Here is an 18,460-nt window from a genome sequence, read left to right as displayed (position 1 = left end):
TTCAGACGCAAATTAACGCCGCCAGATGATTTTGCTGACTTTCCACGTTTTCAGCGTGTCGTCCGACGGCATTAAGCCCTCAGGCCCGCTCCATTCGCCGGAAAAAATATAGCTAATATGCTGACTGCCTTCAGCTTTACATTCAACGTTCGCACTGTCATCGCCGGTTGCTTTCTGGCAATTACCAAAGGCTTTGGTGTAAAGGTCGCTAAACGGTGTACCGATTTCGGCACCCGCGTCTGATGAAATATCGCTGTCCAGGACATCAATACGGCTGATGGTTCCCTGACTGCCATTGATGACCATTGCCAGCTTGTCATCTTTCATCGCTTCATAGAAGCGCACCACATTACCGTCATCGGTCTTCATCCCGCTGCGCAGGCGGTAATCACCGTCCAGGGCATCAGCAATAGCTTTTTCATCCAGCGGCGTAGCGCCAGTTAACGCGCCGACGCCCTGCTCAGTGACCTGCGTTGAAGAACCGAACCAGTTCCACGGATTGGCGGCAGACCAGTTCACCGACGACAGCGTGGAACACCCGGTCAATAGCAGCGGCATCGCGCATAAAGTCAAACGCAGTGATTTCATTTCACTTCCTTCCTTATTTATCAACGTTGCTTGGAGTCCGGTTTCGCCAAAAAGTGCCGTTATTCTTTCTCAAGGGAAAAACAGGCGCGCAGACGTTGATTGGTTAACAGCCAGACCAGCGCGACGATATCCGCAACCAGCAGCGCCAGTCCGATGCCGTTGACAGGATCGCCTGCCAGCCACATCGCCGGTTGCCAGCAAAGCAGCACCAGTTGCGCGAGAATCAGCAATCCGCGCAGCCAGCGCCACAAAACAGGAAACGCAAAACGCCGCCCGCTGAGTAAAAAAGCCACCACCGCGGGAACGCCGGGAAGCAACCCCAGCCAGAACGCGTTATGGTCGGGATAAAACAGATTCAGTAGCGTATTGCCCTGCTCCCGGGAAGAGCCGGCAATCACAAACAGTACCCAGGTGCGTGCCTGCAGCAGCAGTACGCACCAGAACAGAAAAGGCAGGCGCAGACGTCCGTGACCGTCATAGTCGGCGGGGTGAAATTCAGTACTCTTCATCTTCGATCAAGCGCTTACCGAGATTGAGTACATCTGCATGTTCATAGCCCAGGCGTTCATACATCCCCAACACCAGATCATTATCCTCACGCACCATGATTTGAATCTTCGGACACCCGCGGGCGATGAGCTTTTTCTCCAGTCGGTTAAGCAGCGCATTGGCGATGCCGCGACCGCGAAACTCAGGATGCACGCCCAGGTAATAGGCCGAGCCGCGATGGCCGTCGTAACCGCCCATCACCGTACCGACTACCTCGCCGTTCACTTCAGCGACCAGGAACAAGCTGACGTCATGATTTACTTTACGCTCAATGTCCATTTCCGGGTCATTCCATGGACGCAGCAAATCACAGCGCTCCCAGAGGGTGATCACCTCTTCGAAATCTTCCTGGCGAAAAACGCGTATTTCCATGGTATTGGTTACCTTTTCAGGACGTTAAAAAGCGATTATGGCGCGAACGGCTGATTTAGCCAATATCTGACGCGAAGCGGCGGAAAAAATGGCATAATACGGAATTGTCACGTATTGAAATGAAAAGTAAAACAATTCTTATCCCGATCCGTCGCAACGGACTACGCGATACGATATAACGTCTGGAACCTTTTTTTACAACTCAGGCCGTATGAGCACTTTTAAACCACTAAAAACACTCACATCGCGCCGCCAGGTGCTGAAAGCCGGGCTGGCCGCCCTGACGCTGTCAGGCATGTCGCAAGCCATCGCTAAAGAAGAAGCGCTAAAAACCAATAATGGACACAGCAAACCGAAAGCGAAAAAATCAGGCGCTAAACGCGTGGTTGTCCTTGATCCGGGTCACGGAGGGATAGATACCGGCGCAATTGGACGCAACGGTTCGAAAGAAAAGCACGTGGTACTGGCGATTGCCAAAAACGTGCGCTCTATTCTTCGCAATCAGGGGATTGATGCGCGCCTGACCCGCTCTGGCGATACATTTATTCCGCTTTACGATCGCGTCGAGATCGCCCACAAACACGGGGCCGATCTGTTTATGTCGATCCACGCCGACGGTTTTACCAACCCAAGCGCCGCGGGTGCATCGGTCTTCGCGCTGTCCAATCGCGGCGCCAGTAGCGCTATGGCAAAGTATCTGTCCGATCGCGAAAACCGCGCCGATGAAGTCGCCGGGAAAAAAACCACCGATAAAGATCACTTGTTGCAGCAGGTGCTATTTGATCTGGTGCAAACCGATACCATTAAAAACAGCCTGACGTTAGGCTCGCATATTCTCAAGAAGATTAAACCAGTACACCGTCTGCACAGTCGCAGCACGGAACAGGCCGCCTTCGTGGTGCTAAAATCACCCTCAATTCCTTCGGTACTGGTCGAAACGTCGTTCATTACTAATCCGGAAGAAGAACGTCTGCTGGGTACGGCGGCATTTCGTCAAAAAATTGCTACCGCTATCGCCAATGGCATCATCAGTTATTTCCACTGGTTTGATAACCAGAAAGCACACTCGAAGAAACGTTAATCATGAAGCCCGATGCACAGCGCGTAAAACAGTTCCTGCTTAGCCTGCAGGACGATATTTGCCAGCGATTATCCGCCGTAGACGGCGCCGAGTTCAGTGAAGATAGCTGGCAGCGTGAAGCGGGCGGCGGCGGGCGCAGTCGGGTGCTGCGTAACGGCGGTATTTTCGAGCAAGCGGGCGTCAATTTCTCTCACGTCCACGGCGACGCGATGCCGGCCTCGGCCACCGCCCATCGACCAGAGCTTGCCGGACGCAGCTTTGAAGCCATGGGCGTCTCGCTGGTGGTGCATCCACTCAATCCCTACATTCCGACCAGTCATGCCAACGTGCGGTTTTTTATCGCGGAAAAACCGGGTGCCGACCCAGTCTGGTGGTTTGGCGGCGGCTTTGACTTAACGCCCTACTACGGCTTTGAAGAGGATGCGGTACACTGGCACCGTACGGCGCGGGATCTGTGTCAGCCGTTCGGTGATGACGTTTATCCCCGTTACAAAAAGTGGTGCGATGACTACTTCTTCCTTAAACACCGCAACGAGCAGCGCGGCATTGGCGGGTTGTTTTTCGATGATTTGAATACGCCGAATTTTGACCACTGCTTCGCCTTTATGCAGGCGGTGGGGCAAGGTTACACCGAGGCGTATCTGCCCATTGTTGAGCGACGTAAAGCGATGAACTGGGGCGAGCGCGAGCGTGATTTCCAGCTTTATCGTCGCGGGCGCTATGTCGAATTTAACCTGGTGTGGGATCGCGGCACATTGTTCGGTCTACAGACCGGTGGGCGCACGGAATCAATTCTGATGTCGATGCCGCCGCTGGTGCGCTGGGAGTATGACTGGCAGCCGGAAGCGAACAGCCCGGAAGCTGCCCTTAGCAAGTTTATTCAGGTCCGCGACTGGGTGTGATTGCCTGATGGCGCGACGCTTATCCGGTCTACAGCCCTTAGGCCGGATAAGACGCAAAGCGTCGCATCCGGCACCATAATCTTATCACGCCCACTGCCGCATACGCTGATGCAGCGTCAACGACGGTTTTTCCGCAAACAACTGCTGGTAGTCGGTAGCAAACTGCCCTAAATGCCAGAATCCCCACTGCATGGCGGCATCTTTCACCGTCGTACTCTGCGACCACGGGCTTATCAACTCGCGACGCACGGCGTTCAGGCGAATACGTTTTAACCAGGCATTCGGACCAATACCCAGTATCGCGTGAAAGGCGTTTTGCAACGTCCGGCGACTAACGTGCAGTTGGTTACACAAATCGAGCACGGTCAGCGGCTCTGACATGTTTTCCAGCACATATTCGCGCGCACGTGACAACAGACGACGATAGCTCTGATGGCTGATGCTCTCAGCGGTTATAATCGGCTGCGCTTCTTCCAGCATAGTCCCCATCGCCAGCAACAGGTTATCGCCCAACACTTTGCGTACCGCAGGTTGACGCAGGTTTTCCGGATTCTCGCTAAACGTCGCCAGCGCCTGCTGCACAAAGCCCCATAGCGCGGCTTTGTGCTGTTCTTTGACTTCCAGCGCCGACTGGTTGCGCAGCATATGCAGCACCCTTTCCGGGTTATGCAGGAAGTTGGCCTGACGGGCAATCGCCTCTTCCGAAATGACAACCCCCAGAATGGTGTAATCATCCGGCGTACTCAGTTCAAACTCCGTCCCGCCTGGACGGGTGGCAATTTCAGCACTTCCCAGACATTGGGCGCCAATAAATCCCTGTTCGCCGCGCGTGGCCGGAATACCAAACCAGAACGAGTTCGGCCAGACAAGGCATGACTGGCGCAGCGCGAGTCCGGTGTATTCACGGAAAACCTGAATATCGTCGAGCAGGATTTCCGTGAACTCGCCATGAAATTTTCCCGGATGCAGCTGGTCGTAAATCTGCTGCCAGGCGGTAATCGTCAGCGCGTGTTCATATACATCCGTTGTTCGCCGCTGGTGAACGTTGTCCACCTCTACTTTCGGCGTAAGTTTAACGTCTTCGGGTAGTGCTTCATGATAAAGATGGTGCAAGTTTGCAGTACGGTTCTTTTTCATGATCTTTTAAGCCGGAAGCTTCAGGGAAGCCCCCGGCCCTCCGACAGGTTAATTTTTTAAGCGATAGCGACTGCTACGTTTACGCAACGCTCCGTCAGAAAAGAGCTGTTCCAGCGCCTTTCTGGCTTCATCAAGTGACCAGCCAAAGTGGGCAGCCACTTCCCCTGCCGTCATTCCTTGACGGACCGATGCCAACAGCGTCAGAAGTTGTGCAGAGGATTCAGACGTCAACGGGGCGTCCTGCGTCTTCTCTGCTTTTACGTCTGTTTTTACATCTGGCTTCTGTTCTGGTTTCTTCGGCTGGCGCTTAAAACCGCCGATCAGCCACTGGGTGTCATCGTCCGGTCGGCCTATCTCTTTACGGCTGATAACACGGCCCGTACGCGCTGCGGCGGCGCTGCCGGCATCAAGCGCTGCGCGGCACGCCGCCAGATCGCCTTCCACCACCAGCGTCAGCCTGCCAGGATCGAGCACTTCGTGGCTCAGCAGGCGTACGTTCGCGGCTTTCAGCATGGCATCCGCCGCGTCTACGGCAGCCACCATGCCATCCACTTCCAGTAATCCCAGTGCATTGATCATCACAACCTCTCTTACGCGCGCTGGATTGGATTACGGGCAATATCCAGAACGGCATCGGCAAAGGCGTTACATGCGGCTTTACAAGCGGCCTGGCTACCGGTCAAAAACGCTGCTGAATAGTTGGTTTCTGACGGCGGCGGCACGTAGGTCACCAGTTGTACATCGGCAGATTTCAGCGCCGCATCAATACCAAATGTTGCTTCCAGCGGCGGCGCCACCAGATACGCCATCGGATCGCCAAGTCGGCATCCCGCCGTCGCGGAAAGATACGAACCGGTACGCGAAACCACGTGCGCCAGGAAAGCGGTATCTTCTGCGTCATTCGCCCACTGGAACGCTGCGCCGCTTTCAATGTTGGCCACCATCGCGTCCAGACCCGCGCGAACTTCAGCCGGGTTGGGTCCACCGAGCATAATCAGTACTTCGCCCGAGGTTGGAGAGGGACTATGCGCCGCCCCGGCATACAGCGAGCGGCCATAAACCACTTCCACCATCGCCTGTTTTGTCGCTTCGTCTGCGGCAATATACGCCACGTCATCAGAGTCTGCTGTGATGAGTCCGAGGCTACGGATATGTGGCGGTAACTTAAGCTCACGGGCAAAACCGTCATTTACCGAGGCAATCACGCGCATTGCGGTGACTGAAGGTCTAATCAAATCTAATGCTGGCATGATGCCTCCTTAACGGGTCATATTGATGCCGGAGGCTTTTTGCTCCAGCATGCGCTTGGCCAAATCCACAATTACCGCCGCTGCTTCAACCGGTGGCGTACCGCCCTGGTGAATGTTCGAGATACAGGTACGGTCAGCTTCTACGGTCGTCGCAACGCGCGGTGAATAGACGGCGTAGCAGGAGAGACTTTCCGACTGACCGAGGCCCGGACGTTCACCCACCAGCAGGATCACCGCTTTCGCGCCCAGCAGCTCGCCAATCTGATCTTCGATTTTCACGCGACCATAGCGAACGAAGAACGGGGTCCCGACCTTCAGTCCGGCCTGTTTTAAGCCCGACAACAATGGCGGCAGAATCTCTTCGTAGTTAGCGGTGATGGCGTCAGTAGACAGGCCATCAGAGATAATCACCTGCACATCCGGGTTCATCACACACTGCGATTTCAGCGCATCAATGGCTTCCGCGCTCAGACGACGGCCAAGATCCGGGCGCGTCAGATACAGGTTTTTGTCGCTAATTTCCGAGCGTACTTCCAGCAGTCCCTGCGCTTTTACCCACTCTTCCGGCACTTCTTTTAATACCGTATCTTTTGAACGCGAGTGGTCGGCCAGGAAGCGCAGTAACGCCTGGGTGCGCGGACGAGGGCCGGCGCGACCGGTACATACACGCGCCGCGGTACTGCGCCGCAGTTCAGTCAACACCTCTGCGCGGTGCGGATTCTCAACGCCTATCCACGCTTTGGCTTCGGCTGAACCTAAGTCCATCGCACAACTTTCACCAGTCGGCGCGGCGCACTGCGTGGTGCTGCATTTTGCTGGTGCTGACGATTCTTGAGCCTGCGGCTGCGACTCCCCCATTGACGCCATTACGCTGCGTACAATTTCTTCAATCTGTTTTTGATCCATCGTGTTTCATCCCCGCATCATCAAAAGAACAGTGACGGATCGCCCGCCCGTTTGGTCAGGCGACCGTTTGCCATAATGCCCATGGTTTCCAGCCAGCGTTCAAATTCCGGCGACGGGCGCAGGTTCAGCAACTGGCGGACGGTCGCGGTATCGTGGAATGCGGTGGTCTGATAGTTGAGCATGATGTCGTCGCCGAGCGGCATGCCCATGATGTAGTTGCAGCCAGCGGTGGCGAGCAGAATCATCAGGTTTTCGTTAAGGTTCTGGTCAGCATCAGCATGGTTGGTGTAGCAGCAGTCGCAGCCCATTGAGATGCCGCTCAGCTTGCCCATAAAGTGATCTTCCAAACCGGCGCGAATGATCTGACGGTCGTTGTAGAGATACTCCGGCCCGATAAAGCCCACGACGGTATTCACCAGGAACGGATCGTAGTGGCGCGCCAGCCCGTAGTTACGCGCTTCCATTGTTACCTGATCGGCGCCGAAGTTTGCGCCAGCGGAGAGCGCCGACCCTTGTCCGGTTTCGAAGTAAAGACAGTTTTCCCCGGCGATACGGTTGAATTCAGCGCCAACTGCGCGCGCTTCGTCGAGCATTGCCAGCTCAACACCGAACTCTTTTAAACCTTTCTCGCTGCCGCAGATACTCTGGAAGATAAGCCCCCCCGGCGCGCCGCGACGAATCGCTTCAATCTGGGTGGTAACGTGCGCCAGTACGCAGCCCTGGGTCGGAATGTTGAATTTATCGATAACGCCGTACACGGTATCGAGCACGCGGCTTAAGTTTTCCACGTCATCCGTTACCGGGTTTACGCCGATCACCGCATCGCCCGCCCCGAAAGACAGCCCTTCATAGATTTGCGCCACAATACTCTGCACGTCGTCACGGGTGTCGTTCGGCTGCAAACGGCAGCTAAAGGTGCCCGGCAGACCGATGGTGGTGTTAGCCTTTTTGATCACTGGCATTTTCTTGCCGCCGTAGATCAGGTCCGCGTTGGAGCAGATTTTTGCTACCGCAGCGACCACCTCCGACGTTAACCCTTTGCGCGTAAACGCGATGTCATCAACGGAAGTTTCATCGCTCAGCACGTACTCGCGCAGCTCGCTGATACTCCAGTTTTTGATGCGGTTATAGGCCGTTTCATTGACGTCATCCTGAATCAGACGCGTCACGCAGTCCTCTTCATAGGAAATCACCGGGTTATTGCGGATATCCGCTACCGTCATTTCCGACAATACCTGCTTGGCCGCCACGCGTTCCTGTGAACTGGTTGCAGCTACCCCTGCCAGCACATCCCCCGAACGCAGTTCGTTGGCTTTGGCCAGCACCTCTTTAACATCCTTAAACTGATAAACATTGCCGAACAATGTGGTCTTTAGTTTCATAAGTCGTTCCCTCAGGAAGGAAATGCGAGTGATTTCACCGTCACCGGCACAACCGATCCGCCAAAAAGAGGCGTACCAATGTCGATATAGTCCCCCGCCCGGACAACCACCTCATCGATGACCGCCAGCGGGTGTTGCTGTAACTGTGGGCGTAACAGCATGCCCAGGGCTTTACCAAAATCCTGCTCGGCTACCACCAGCAGGGGATGCGGATTTGGATAACGCGCGACAAAAGCCAGCAGCGCATCAATTACCGTTAACAGCGCGGCGTAGCGCACCGGCAGAGAACCGGGCAACGCCAGCACGTAGGCGTCCGTTTGCGGATCCAGATCGAGCTGCATTAACGCCTGTTGCCAGGCGGCCACCAAATCAGCCTCATCAACCGGAATCGCCACCGGCAGATTGCGCAGCGGAAGCGCCACGCCTTCCAGCCAGATGGTGCTGCCCGAAAGCGACAGCGTATGCGCCCCAGCGCCAATCACCGTGGCGCGCACGGTTTGCGCCGGGAACTGCACGTTCATCTCACGCAGGCGCGGATGTTCATGCAGCGCCGTGGCGAGCAGCGGTCCAATGTCGGAAAAACAGAACGGATCGGCAGGTTGGTTGCGGTAGCACTCGCCTACCCCGCCGGACAACGTAATCACTTCCGGCTTCACGCCCGCAGGCAGCAGACCGGTTTGCATCAGCGCCTGCGCCAGCGGTGAAAGCGTGCCGTCAATCACCTCCACAATCAGCGCCGCCATGCGTCGCGCCACCGCAACCAGTTGCGCCGCATTGAGGGTTCGGGCGTCAAAGCCCGGACCAAATACGTCATCAACAATCATCTGTCCCGGCTGATGCGCGTGCACCACGTGCCCCTGACCGTCGGTTTCCAGCAGTCGCCCGCCGACGTTCAGACAGGCCGAACCACTGACTTTTCCGGCGTCGAACAGCGCATAGTTCGACGTCCCGCCACCGATGTCGATATTCAGTACACGGCACAACTTCTGCTCAGACAGCGTTTGCGCCCCCGCGCCGTGACCGGCGATCACCGACTCCAGATGCGGACCGGCGCTGGCAACCACGAAGTCCCCCAGCGACTGGGAGAGCGTCATTACCGCCGGGCGGGCGTTACGGGTTTTGGCGCTTTCTCCGGTAATGATGATCGCGCCGGAATCAACGGTCTCAGGTGCGATGCCTGCCGCCTGATACTGGGCAAGGATCAGTGCCTTAAGTTCGGCTTCTTTCAACCCGCCCTGCTTATCAACAGGGGTAAAGAACACCGGGCTTTGCCAGCTAATTTCGCGTTTGATGAATTCATAGCGCGGCACCTGCGACACAGCCGCACGGTTAACCAGCTCAAGGCGCGAGAAGATCACCTGAGTCGTGGTGGTGCCGATATCAATACCGACGCTCAGTAGCTGGCGAGTGTTCACGATTGCGCCTCCGGGTTGGTTTCTACTTCTGCTGGCACGTTTTCATCTTTCGGTACCAACAGCATAGCCACGCCAATCGCCGTTACGCCGCCAATCAGCTTGCCGACAATCATCGGGAAGATCATGGCGTTCATGTTGGCGGCGGCGAAACCTAAGTGGTCACCCAGGGCGAAGGCCGCGGAGACCGCAAAGGCGCAGTTGATCACTTTCCCGCGGGTATCCATATTCTTCATCATGCCGAACATTGGGATGTTGTTGGCCAGCGTCGCCACCATGCCAGCAGCCGCAATATTATTAACTTTTAACAGGTTACCGACACTCATCAGCGGCTTTTCAAACCAGCGGGTCAGCAGCAGCACCATCGGGTACGCACCCAGCAGCACGCAGGAGATAGAACCGATAACTTCGATGGCGCGCATTACTTCACCCGGCTTGTCGCCCGGTGCCATGAAGATAGGGTCCAGACCCGGGATCAGCTCCCAACCAAGCAGGAATTTGATGACTGCCGCCGCCAGACCGAGAGTGATCAGCGCCACCAGAAATTTCGCGAAGATCTGGAAACCGTTGATCATTTTTTCCGGGATAAATTTCAGCCCCAGCGCCACCAGCACAGCAACGATGATCACCGGGATCATGTTCATCAGGATCAGCGCGAAGGTAAACTCCACCGGCTGCCCGTTGATTTCGACGCCGGAGTACATCGCGACCAATCCCCCCGCGATACAGCCAATCGGAATGGTGACGATACCGGCCAGCACGCCCAGCGCCAGATAACGACGGTCAGACGGTTCAATAATCCCCAGCGCAACCGGAATAGAGAACACCAGAGTCGGCCCCATCATCGCCCCAAGGATCAGGCCAGAGTACAGCCACGCCGCAACGTCGCCGCCCGCCAGTTCTTTCGCCAGGAAGAAGCCGCCCATGTCGCACGCCAGCAGCGTTCCGGCAAACATCGACGGGTTCGCGCCCAGCATTTCGTACAGCGGAATAATCACCGGTCCGAGCAAATGCGCCAGTACCGGCGCCAGTGCGGTCATACCGACCATCGCCAGGCCCAACGCGCCCATCGCCATAAAACCTTCTTCAAACTGACCGCCCGACCCCTCAATACTCTTACCGAATTTACCGAGGAAGCGCGCTGAACCGCCGAACTGCGACAGGATCCTGTCCACGGCGGCAATCAGCATAAAGAACATCATGATGTACATGATGATTTCGTTAATTCCCATAGCCCCTACTCCCTGTCATTTGTGATTTGTAGGCCGGATAAGACGTTTCCGTCGCCTCCGGCATTAACGCCGTGTTATTGCCGGATGGCGGTGCGAGCACCTTATCCGGCCTACAGGCATTACCCGGCAACCGCGTACAGGTCGATAATCTGCGCCTGCGTGGCGGTGCGAGGGTTACTGCGAATACAAATATCCTCCAGCGCGGCGTCAGCCCATGCGCTGTAATGCTCGGGCTTTGCCCCAACGTCAGAGAGCCGTTTGGTCTGGCCCACTTCGCTAATCAGCTCGCTGACGGCATTGATGGCATCGCGATCGTCCGCCTTCTTGTTGGTTAACGCCCGTCCGATATGGCTGAAACGCTCGCGACACACCATGCGGTTGAACCCCATTACCGTGGGCAGCAACATGGCGTTAGCCTGTCCGTGCGGGATGTGCAGCGTAGCACCCGGCTGGTGCGCCATCGCATGACACAGGCCCAGCCCCGCGCTGGAAAACGCCATCCCGGCCATACAGGAGGCCAGCAACATGCTCTCCCGCGCCGCCAGATCCTGCCCATAGCCGACAGCCTTCGGCAGCGATTTACCGATCATCGCAATCGCGCCAATCGCCAGGCTGTCGGTAAACGGCGTCGCGTTCAGGGCGCTATACGCTTCAACGGCGTGCGTCAGCGCATCGATACCCGTCATCGCCGTAACGTGCGCGGGTACACCTTCCGTTAGCGCTGCATCAAGAATCGCCACGTCCGGCATCAGAGACGCATGCGCCAGCACTTTTTTAAGTCCGCTCGCGGCGTCGATAATCACCGTGACATTAGTGGTTTCCGACCCCGTTCCGGCGGTAGTCGGTACGGCAATCAGCGGCAAACGCGGTCGTAACGCGCTGTGCTCGGTCATGTCAGCCAGGGTCTGCGTGGGATTAGTCACCAGCAACGCCACTGCCTTAGCGGCATCCAGTACGGAACCTCCGCCAAAGGCCACCACGCCGTCGCACTTCGATTCACGCAGTTGCGCGACCGCGGCGCAGACATCCGTAATGCACGGTTCGCCCACCGGGCACGGCCACAGCGTCATCGCCACACCTTTCATCGCCAGGCTGCGTTCCAGTGCGGCGGTCATTCCCGCCTGATGCAGGAAGCTGTCGACCATGACAAACATGTGCGTCAGTCCGCGCGTTTGTGCTTCCTGTCCGCAGGTACTGAGCGCTCCCAGCCCACAAAGGGTGACCGGTGGAACGCTAAACGTTTTTACGCGTTGCAGATTCAGGGTATCGAATGCCTGAAAGAGCGCGGTCTGCAATTCAGCTTGCATAGATTCCTTCCGCTTTTTCTTTTCCGCTGTTGGCAATCGCCAGCGGGGTCATAAACAGGCTGTGCTGAGGTAAATGCACCTGCAGTTCCGGGAAGCGCTTACGGAACAGCTCATCCACGCCCGGCTGCATGCAGGAACCGCCGGCCAGCCATAAATCGGTGACACCCTGTCCGGCAATATGGTGAGCCACGATTTCCGCCATTTTTTCGTAGACTGGCTTCACCACCGGCCAGATCTCCTGACCGTTGCTGCGTTTGTACTGTTCGGCTTCTTCCAGTTGGATACGGCGGTTCCCGGCCAGCGTCAGAGAAATGTGGTGCCCGCCGGTCGCCTCATCGGCGGAATACGTCACTTTGCCCTGCTTAACAATGGCTATCCCGGTGGTGCCGCCACCGATATCCACCACGCCAGCGTTATCGAGCTGCAACAGATCCGCCACGGCGGTCGGCTCGTCGAGCACATGACTCACTTCAAGTCCGGCTGACTCCAGCACGTTGATGGAGATACGTGGGTCCGTTCCCGGTGGAAATGAGGTTGCCGCATGGGTAAATCGACAACCCAGTTGTTGCTCAAGCGTATCGAGATGGCGACGAACAATGGTCACTGCGCCGAAGAAATCCCAGACGATGCCATCGCGCACGACATCGGCCCAGTCGAGGCAAACCGCTACCGGCTGCCCGTCACCGTCGACGACCATCGACACCACATCACACGTCCCCAAATCAACGCCCAGCCATAGCGGTGATTCGCTCTCAGCAGGCGTCTGGTTGCATAGCGTGGCTGCTTTTTGCAGTCTGGGTGTCAGCCAACGTTGTTCGTCGTGCGCCATCTCTTTTACTCCTTATACAATTCTGAAGGCGTCCACCAACACACAGCGACGCAGACGCACAAACGTACGCGCGCTGGTCACCCCTTCCCCGGTTGGCGTGGTAATGGTCATCGTGGTCCAGCCTTCGCCGCCAAGTCCCAGACCGGCAATACACGGCCCGTTCTTGACGAAAATGCTGGTATCAATGGCGTTCGCCATGCGGTTCATGTTGTCGATGTTGCGTGAGTGCATCGCCGCCGTATGGTGGCAGCCGCCTTCAAGCCTGACCGCCAGTTCGATGGCGTCATCGACGTTAGCGACCCGCACGACCGGCAGAACCGGCATCATCAGTTCGGTGACAGCAAACGGATGCGTCGCGGAGGTTTCGACGAATAACAGCCGGGTTTGCTCCGGTACGTTCAGACCAATCGCCGCAGCGATTTTTCCTGCGTCGCGCCCTACCCAGTCACGACTGACCGTGCCTTTACCGCGCTCATCGATATTTTTCAGCAGCACTGGTTGCAGCTGTTCAGCCTGGGCCGCGGTCAGTTTCACCGCATGCTGGCTTTCCATCAGACGCATCAGCTCATCGGCGACGCTGTCGACCACAATTAGCACTTTTTCGTCGGCGCAGATGATGTTGTTGTCAAACGACGCGCCTTTGACGATCGACTGCGCCGCGCGGGCCAGGTCGGCCGTTTCATCGACCACCACCGGCGGGTTACCCGCACCGGCGGCAATCAGACGTTTGTTGGTGTGTTTACGCGCGGCATCTACTACGGCTTCGCCACCGGTGACGACCAGCAGGCCGATGCCTGGGTACTTGAACAACCGCTGGGCGGTTTCGATGTCCGGGTTAGCAACGGTCACCAGCAGGTTTGCCGGACCGCCTGCAGCGACCACCGCCTGGTTAAGCAGGGTGATGGCGCGCTGAGAGACTTTTTTGGCCGCCGGATGCGGCGCGAAGACCACGCTGTTGCCAGCGGCGATCAGGCTAATGGCGTTGTTAATAACGGTTGCGGCCGGATTGGTGGACGGTGTCACCGAAGCCACCACGCCCCACGGTGCGTTTTCAATCAGCGTCAGGCCGTTATCGCCGGTCAGGACCTGTGGAGACAGACATTCCACTCCCGGCGTGCCGCGTGCCTGCGCCACGTTTTTGGCAAATTTATCTTCTACGCGTCCCATGCCGGTTTCTGTAACGGCAAGCTCCGCTAATTCTCTGGCGTGCTTTTCGCCCGCCTCACGTAGCGCCGCGATAGCCAGTTGGCGCATGGCGACGCTTTTCAGCCCTTGCTGGGCCAGTTTTGCTGCCGCCACTGCGTCATCCAGGGAGGCAAAAACGCCCATTTCTTGAACGGCACTGACGGGTTGGCTGCTGTCTTTCATTTTTAGCAGTACCGCTTTCACGACCTGTTCAATATCCTGTTGATTCATGATTTTCTGCCTTATTTATGGAAGATCACCTGACCACCTGCCACCACTTCATCGACAATGCCAATCACGCACAGATCGACAGGTGATGATTCGTTACGGTGCGCCTGACGGGCTGAGCTTCCGCTGACCAGCAGCACCCACTCTCCGGTTCCCGCCCCGATGCTGTCGATAGCAACAGCACATTGCCCGTCGGGATTACCCTGGGCATCAATCATTTCCACCATCAGCAACTTGTCGTGCGCGAGCCCCTGATGGCGTACGGTACAAACAATTTGTCCTGTGACGATTGCCAGTTTCATACGCGCCTCCGTGGCATATTTCAGGTAAAACCTCCCCCTACCCTCCGCAGAAGGTAATGTGAAAAGGAGAGAGGGTGACGCCAGCAATGCAGTCTGTGGCGTCACATGGACGACTTACATGTCGTTGCTGTCGCCTTTAAAGCTGATCGGGAATACTTCTTCCAGATCGCCATGCGGACGCGGGATCACATGTACGGAAACCAGCTCGCCAATACGCTGTGCAGCCGCAGCACCTGCGTCCGTTGCGGCTTTGCATGCCGCTACGTCGCCACGGACCATGGCAGTGACCAGACCGCCACCGATCTGCTTCACGCCAACCAGTTTCACGCGTGCCGCTTTAACCATTGCGTCAGAAGCCTCAATCAGTGCAACCAGGCCCCGGGTTTCAATCATTCCTAATGCTTCCATTGTGTTTTCCTCTCATTAAGGGGTCCAGAACGGGACCTAAACAACCAGTGTTTGTGAGGCGTTTTCACGACTCACGTCAGTCTGGCGCGGCACTGCTGCCACCAACGCCAGTTCGATAATTTCCTGTACGCTACAGCCGCGAGAGAGGTCATGAAGCGGTGCGGCAAGCCCCTGGATCAGCGGCCCGACAGCACGATAACCTCCCAAACGCTGGGCGATTTTGTAACCAATATTGCCTGCTTCAAGCGACGGGAAGACCATCACATTGGCATTGCCCTTTAACGGACTTGCAGGCGCTTTTTGCGCGGCGACATCCGGAACAAAGGCGGCATCAAATTGCAGTTCGCCATCCACCATAAGCTGCGGCGCACGTTCACGAACGATCTCCGTGGCCTGCTGCACGTTAGCGACGTTAGGGTGTCGGGCACTGCCATTACTTGAAAATGACAGCATGGCCACGCGCGGTTCTTCCCCCGTAATTGCCTGCCAGGTCTGCGCGCTGGCAATCGCAATATCCGCCAGCTGTGCGGCGGTGGGCTGGGGTACGACGCTGCAATCGGCAAATCCTAATGACGGTCCGAGATACTGCGGCAGCATCAGGAAAATTGACGACAGCGTTTTACAGCCAGGCTGTAGCCCAATAATGCGTAACCCGGCGCGCAGCACGTTTGCCGTCGACGAAAGATTGCCGGCAATACAGACATCCGCTTTTCCCGCGCTAACCATTGCGGCGGCGAACATTAATGGGTCATTGAGTTTTTCCAGCGCATCGGCTGGCGTTTTATCTCCCGCGCGGGCCAGCCAGCGCAGCGCAAACTCTTCGCGCATTGCCAGATTGCTTTGCGGATCGATAACCTGGATACCATCCATCGCCACCCGATGGCTGAGAGCAAACTGGCGCAAGGCAAATGGACTGGCGACGAGAATGGGGCGCGCCAGACCGTGCTGATGCAGATAATTCGCCGCTTTCAGCACCCGGACATCCAGCGCATCCGGGAACACCACCCGGGCAGGTGAGCGTTGGGCGAGTTGACGAGCACGTTCAATGATCATGGCTTCTCCCCCAGTCGCTGTTGAATTTGGCTAACCGTCAGCGGATGCTTCGCCACGCTCAGAATCATCATCACGTAGACTGTACTGGAAAGGCGGTTAAGCGCCTGCATGATGTCCGGTCGCATAACGTCAAAACTGCGGGTGATGAAGACCTGCGCCGCCACCGTCTCCGTTTCACGGACTTTGGTACGCAGCAGATTCAGCAACGCGCAATCACGTCCGTGGCTGGCCTCAGGCACCAGATGATCGTGATCCAGATAGCGCAGCGGATGATGTGAAAGCCGGTGTAAATCTTCGTCGCTCAAACCGACGATAGCTTGTGCGGTCAGCGGCTCGTCCATAGCATCGGCGCGCATAATATTGCCCAGGCGTGAGCGAATATCCGCCAGCCACGGCTGCCACAGTTCCGCCAGCTCGATCTGCAACCACACGGCCAGGGCGATGGTGCTGTCCAGCGCGGCGCGAAATCCCAGACGCGGATCGCTTTTGGCTACCATCTTGTCTGCCGTCAGATGCGTCAGCGTGTCTGGTTTCTTCGCCACCGGTTGATGACACAGTTCGCAGCTGGCCTGGGGATGGGTAGCGCTGCTGGTTAAACCATGCACCGGCTGCGGCTGCTGTTCTTCGTCATCAATAAACAGGCTGCCCTGCTCGTCGATAAACTTAATGCGCAGATGTCGGCTTTCCAGTAATTCCCGGGCAGACGGCGTCAGGCGAGCATCAGCGGGGAGATGAATTTCAGCCCCTTCGCTGAGCGTATGATTCGCTCTGAGCCATGCTTCGGTAATGAAATCCTTCATACATCCGCCTTAGCAGGACTGCCAGTTCGCAGGCCAGGCCACATACAGAAACTTCACCGTCGATGGCGTACCAAATTCAATGCTGGAGCCTTTCGGGATAAACATGACGTCCCCGGCTTTAGCAATCATGGTTTCGCCTTCGTGACGAACGTGCAGCTCGCCTTCCAGAATCATGTCGATTTCGTCGTAGTTCAGCGTCCATGGGAAAAAGGCGTTATCCCACTGCATGAACCCGGCGGCCATGCTGCTACCGTCCTGGTCGGTCACCAGGTCGGTTAAGCCAACGCAGTGCGGTTGCGCGCCGTCAAAACGCCCAAACTTCACGCTGCTACCGTCGATGACTTTGACGCCGCCTTTGCCGGTGACCGATTTAAAGCTCGGCTGCATTCCGCCCTGCTCCAGCGACTGTTTCTCCTTCATGACTTTGTCCATCAGCTGCGCGACCAGGCTTTCGGTAAATTGCCCTTCGGGCAATTGCGCAATGATGGTTTCACGAATGCGCTGGCTCTCCGTTTTGCCATCATCCCCCGCAGCCGGTGCTGCAGCGGCGGCAGTTGGCGCGGATTCGTCGCATTCACGGATAGTGACGCCCAGCAGCTCCGCCACTTCGCGTGCCTCCGGGGTGATGATGCTGGCGCGCAGAACAACCGACATTTCCTGTTCGCCGCGTGCGTGGGCCGCACGAATATCGTTAGCTGTGATGAGTTTTTTCACCTGCCCTTTCCTCCTTTTGGCTGAGCTCAGTCAGATAATCCACCAGGTGCTGCACGCTGCGCGGGTCATGGCTATTGAGCTCGAAAATCGGCTCCTGAAACCCCATCCCGCGAAGTAATTGTCGCGTTGCGGCGACGTCGGCATCCGGCATGTCCGTTTTGCTGATAACGGCGATTTGTCGTTTACTGGCGCCGATATCCAACAGCCCGGCAGGTAAGCGACTTTCTTTATCATTTGCCGCGTGTATATAAATCAACGTATCGACATCCTGCAGCGTGGTAATTAAGGCGTGGTACCAGCGCGGATGGCTAAAATATTCTCCCGGCGTATCGATATCGCCATTTTCATTAAACTCAACGGCCTGTGTTTTTCTGGCGAGGGAATAATTCCCCTGTAGCGCATTAAAGAGCGTTGTTTTCCCCGCGCCCACCGTACCGACAAACGCAATACGTTTCATCGCCGCCTCTGATTAACTTTTTGTCAGGTTGCACAACGTGAAATTTAATAACCGACCCAGACCGCTCACCGTCTGTAATAGCGCTTCTTCTACCGCGCCTACCGAGCCATAAATCACCAGTGCCCCGCTGAATCTATCGAGAAAGCCGATATGTACATCCGCCGCCTTCATGGCTAAGTCACCGGCAATCATCGCGGTTTCGCCTGGCGTCAGCGTCATAATGCCGATGGCGCCCGCCTCGGGAACGCCGATCTTTTTCGCCAGTTCTTCGCCAGGGTGCGCAATGAGATGCGCCAGCGTGACCTGTTTCCCCGGCACAAATTCCTGAATGATGCGTTCTTTTTCCATTGCTCACCGCCTCCGCTG

The 18,460-nt window shown here is 56.7% G+C and carries 22 protein-coding genes; 2 read left to right on the top strand and 20 right to left on the bottom strand.

All coding sequences use genetic code 11. From position 1 onward, the window contains the following. Positions 1 to 12 precede the first annotated feature (12 nt). From M4I31_RS06935 to M4I31_RS06925, 3 genes are read right to left on the bottom strand one after another with little or no spacing between them, the layout of a single operon-like run. Entirely contained in the window at positions 13 to 588 is a 576-nt protein-coding gene (locus tag M4I31_RS06935; RefSeq protein ID WP_085049239.1) for an RpoE-regulated lipoprotein, read from the bottom strand. Positions 589 to 647: 59 nt separating this feature from the next. Then, positions 648 to 1,097 (bottom strand): DUF2919 domain-containing protein, encoded by a 450-nt coding sequence (locus M4I31_RS06930; RefSeq protein WP_038642510.1) that lies wholly within the window; start codon positions 1,095 to 1,097, stop codon positions 648 to 650. Continuing rightward, a complete protein-coding gene (locus M4I31_RS06925) occupies positions 1,084 to 1,509 on the bottom strand; it encodes a GNAT family acetyltransferase (protein ID WP_006683546.1) in 426 nt (141 codons plus the stop codon). The genes M4I31_RS06930 and M4I31_RS06925 overlap by 14 nt, the downstream gene beginning before the upstream one ends. A gap of 211 nt (positions 1,510 to 1,720) precedes the next feature. On the opposite strand from M4I31_RS06925, the gene amiA reads away from it, so the two are divergent. Together amiA and hemF are read left to right on the top strand one after the other, a co-directional pair. After that, positions 1,721 to 2,590, top strand: coding sequence for an N-acetylmuramoyl-L-alanine amidase AmiA (gene amiA / locus M4I31_RS06920; RefSeq protein ID WP_085049240.1), 870 nt, complete (start codon positions 1,721 to 1,723; stop codon positions 2,588 to 2,590). A gap of 2 nt (positions 2,591 to 2,592) precedes the next feature. Further along, positions 2,593 to 3,492: an oxygen-dependent coproporphyrinogen oxidase gene (hemF, locus tag M4I31_RS06915; protein WP_085049241.1), complete on the top strand. Its 900-nt coding sequence runs from the start codon at positions 2,593 to 2,595 to the stop codon at positions 3,490 to 3,492. A gap of 84 nt (positions 3,493 to 3,576) precedes the next feature. On the opposite strand, the gene eutR is transcribed toward hemF, so the two are convergent. From eutR to eutS, 17 genes are all read right to left on the bottom strand, one after another. Further along, on the bottom strand, positions 3,577 to 4,629 hold the full coding sequence (eutR, locus tag M4I31_RS06910; RefSeq protein ID WP_038642516.1) for an HTH-type transcriptional regulator EutR: 1,053 nt from the start codon (positions 4,627 to 4,629) through the stop codon (positions 3,577 to 3,579). Positions 4,630 to 4,677: 48 nt separating this feature from the next. Further along, on the bottom strand, positions 4,678 to 5,208 hold the full coding sequence (gene eutK / locus M4I31_RS06905) for an ethanolamine utilization microcompartment protein EutK (protein ID WP_038642518.1): 531 nt from the start codon (positions 5,206 to 5,208) through the stop codon (positions 4,678 to 4,680). Positions 5,209 to 5,219: 11 nt separating this feature from the next. Next, positions 5,220 to 5,879 carry an ethanolamine utilization microcompartment protein EutL gene (gene eutL, locus M4I31_RS06900; RefSeq protein ID WP_003838537.1) on the bottom strand — a complete coding sequence of 220 codons (660 nt, stop codon included), beginning with the start codon at positions 5,877 to 5,879 and terminating at the stop codon, positions 5,220 to 5,222. A gap of 9 nt (positions 5,880 to 5,888) precedes the next feature. Then, positions 5,889 to 6,785 carry an ethanolamine ammonia-lyase subunit EutC gene (gene eutC / locus M4I31_RS06895; protein WP_085049242.1) on the bottom strand — a complete coding sequence of 299 codons (897 nt, stop codon included), beginning with the start codon at positions 6,783 to 6,785 and terminating at the stop codon, positions 5,889 to 5,891. Positions 6,786 to 6,805: 20 nt separating this feature from the next. Further along, the gene (eutB, locus tag M4I31_RS06890; protein WP_085049243.1) at positions 6,806 to 8,167 is read right to left on the bottom strand and encodes an ethanolamine ammonia-lyase subunit alpha; all 1,362 of its coding nucleotides are present in this window, start codon (positions 8,165 to 8,167) and stop codon (positions 6,806 to 6,808) included. A gap of 11 nt (positions 8,168 to 8,178) precedes the next feature. Then, complete coding sequence (eutA, locus tag M4I31_RS06885; protein ID WP_038642524.1) at positions 8,179 to 9,582, bottom strand: ethanolamine ammonia-lyase reactivating factor EutA; 1,404 nt, start codon at positions 9,580 to 9,582, stop codon at positions 8,179 to 8,181. Continuing rightward, positions 9,579 to 10,811, bottom strand: a complete 1,233-nt coding sequence (gene eutH / locus M4I31_RS06880; RefSeq protein ID WP_038642526.1) for an ethanolamine utilization protein EutH — start codon at positions 10,809 to 10,811, stop codon at positions 9,579 to 9,581. Before eutH ends, eutA begins: the two co-directional genes overlap by 4 nt. 119 nt (positions 10,812 to 10,930) lie before the next feature. Next, positions 10,931 to 12,118 carry an ethanolamine utilization ethanol dehydrogenase EutG gene (gene eutG / locus M4I31_RS06875; RefSeq protein WP_085049244.1) on the bottom strand — a complete coding sequence of 396 codons (1,188 nt, stop codon included), beginning with the start codon at positions 12,116 to 12,118 and terminating at the stop codon, positions 10,931 to 10,933. Beyond that, on the bottom strand, positions 12,108 to 12,947 hold the full coding sequence (gene eutJ, locus M4I31_RS06870) for an ethanolamine utilization protein EutJ (protein ID WP_038642530.1): 840 nt from the start codon (positions 12,945 to 12,947) through the stop codon (positions 12,108 to 12,110). Before eutJ ends, eutG begins: the two co-directional genes overlap by 11 nt. Positions 12,948 to 12,959: 12 nt before the next feature. Beyond that, complete coding sequence (locus tag M4I31_RS06865) at positions 12,960 to 14,363, bottom strand: aldehyde dehydrogenase family protein (RefSeq protein ID WP_038642532.1); 1,404 nt, start codon at positions 14,361 to 14,363, stop codon at positions 12,960 to 12,962. 11 nt (positions 14,364 to 14,374) lie between these two features. Then, positions 14,375 to 14,662, bottom strand: coding sequence for an ethanolamine utilization microcompartment protein EutN (gene eutN, locus M4I31_RS06860; protein ID WP_003038011.1), 288 nt, complete (start codon positions 14,660 to 14,662; stop codon positions 14,375 to 14,377). A 114-nt stretch (positions 14,663 to 14,776) separates the two neighbouring features. Continuing rightward, on the bottom strand, positions 14,777 to 15,070 hold the full coding sequence (gene eutM / locus M4I31_RS06855; RefSeq protein WP_003835054.1) for an ethanolamine utilization microcompartment protein EutM: 294 nt from the start codon (positions 15,068 to 15,070) through the stop codon (positions 14,777 to 14,779). Positions 15,071 to 15,106: 36 nt separating this feature from the next. Next, positions 15,107 to 16,123, bottom strand: coding sequence for a phosphate acetyltransferase (pta, locus tag M4I31_RS06850; protein ID WP_085049246.1), 1,017 nt, complete (start codon positions 16,121 to 16,123; stop codon positions 15,107 to 15,109). Then, complete coding sequence (gene eutT, locus M4I31_RS06845; RefSeq protein WP_085049247.1) at positions 16,120 to 16,923, bottom strand: ethanolamine utilization cob(I)yrinic acid a,c-diamide adenosyltransferase EutT; 804 nt, start codon at positions 16,921 to 16,923, stop codon at positions 16,120 to 16,122. The genes pta and eutT overlap by 4 nt, the downstream gene beginning before the upstream one ends. Before the next feature lie 9 nt (positions 16,924 to 16,932). After that, entirely contained in the window at positions 16,933 to 17,637 is a 705-nt protein-coding gene (gene eutQ / locus M4I31_RS06840) for an ethanolamine utilization acetate kinase EutQ (RefSeq protein ID WP_038642538.1), read from the bottom strand. Further along, positions 17,615 to 18,094, bottom strand: coding sequence for an ethanolamine utilization acetate kinase EutP (gene eutP, locus M4I31_RS06835; RefSeq protein ID WP_003037998.1), 480 nt, complete (start codon positions 18,092 to 18,094; stop codon positions 17,615 to 17,617). The genes eutQ and eutP overlap by 23 nt, the downstream gene beginning before the upstream one ends. 12 nt (positions 18,095 to 18,106) lie before the next feature. Further along, positions 18,107 to 18,442, bottom strand: a complete 336-nt coding sequence (eutS, locus tag M4I31_RS06830) for an ethanolamine utilization microcompartment protein EutS (protein WP_003037995.1) — start codon at positions 18,440 to 18,442, stop codon at positions 18,107 to 18,109. Positions 18,443 to 18,460 lie beyond the last annotated feature (18 nt).

The organism is Citrobacter sp. XT1-2-2 (assembly GCF_023516235.1).
GTDB lineage: Bacteria > Pseudomonadota > Gammaproteobacteria > Enterobacterales > Enterobacteriaceae > Citrobacter > Citrobacter werkmanii.
This window is presented reverse-complemented; position numbering and strand designations above follow the sequence as displayed.